Annotated in this window: 1 protein-coding gene and 1 pseudogene; one reads left to right on the top strand and one right to left on the bottom strand. The window is 46.4% G+C overall.

Annotated features, from left to right (window positions below):
* The coding region (gene serA, locus R7P74_RS24990; RefSeq protein WP_318123329.1) for a phosphoglycerate dehydrogenase at positions 1-913 on the top strand (913 nt) is incomplete at its 5' end.
* Between the two features lie 64 nt (positions 914-977).
* On the opposite strand, the pseudogene R7P74_RS24985 reads toward serA, so the two are convergent.
* Positions 978-1,089, bottom strand: a pseudogene (locus R7P74_RS24985) (oxidative stress defense protein); the annotation flags it as partial.

The raw sequence follows: 1,089 nt of genomic DNA, 5'->3' as shown, positions 1-1,089 counted from the left end.
AAATACGCGAAGTGTAGCTGAGCTCGTGCTTGGTCAGATTCTTCTGCTCCTTCGTGGGATTCCTGAAAAGAACGCCTTGGCACACCGTGGTATTTGGAAGAAGAGCGCAGACAACTCTTACGAAGCGCGTGGTAAACGCCTTGGCATCATTGGTTACGGCCATATCGGTACTCAGCTGGGCATTATTGCTGAAAACTTAGGTATGCGCGTGTACTACTACGACATCGAAAACAAACTATCACTTGGCAACGCAACGCAAATCCACACGATGAGCGAGCTGCTAAACAAATGTGATGTTATTTCGCTGCACGTACCAGAAACACCTGAAACGAAGAATATGATGGGCGAAGAAGAATTTGCTCGCATGAAACCTGGCGCAATCTTCATCAACGCCGCTCGCGGTACCGTTGTTGATATTCCTGCGCTTTGCCACAGCCTAGAAGCAGGTCACTTAGCTGGCGCAGCAATCGACGTATTCCCAGTTGAACCAAAAACAAACGCTGACCCGTTTGAATCTCCACTACAGAAATTCGATAACGTCATTCTAACGCCACACGTGGGCGGCTCTACTCAAGAAGCACAAGAAAACATCGGCGTGGAAGTAGCGGGTAAACTGGCGAAATATTCAGATAATGGTTCAACACTATCAAGCGTTAACTTCCCTGAAGTATCTCTGCCTGAACACGGTCGTGAGTGCTCTCGCTTACTGCACATTCACAAAAACCGCCCAGGTATTCTGACTCAAATTAACACCATCTTCGCAGAAGAAGGCATCAACATCGCAGCGCAGTACCTACAAACTGAAGCTGAGATCGGCTACGTAGTTATTGATGTGGAAACTGAGCGTTCAGAAGAAGCACTAACGAAGCTGAAAAGCATTGAAGGCACGATTCGTGCTCGTATTCTTCATTAAGAAGAATCCATACAACAAAGGCAGGGATTATCCGTGCCTTTTCTTTTTGTGTTACCAAAACAAATTATTTTAATTTGTAAACCACATCCACTTGGTCACGAATTACAAGAGTCGAGTCTTGGTAACTGTTCGAACCTTGCTTGCTGTCCATCGCCATTGAGCGCATCAACACAGGC

It is taken from the genome of Vibrio sp. 2033, from assembly GCF_033339735.1.
The sequence above is the reverse complement of the archived record's forward strand: the minus strand, read 5'-3'. Positions and strand labels throughout refer to the sequence as shown.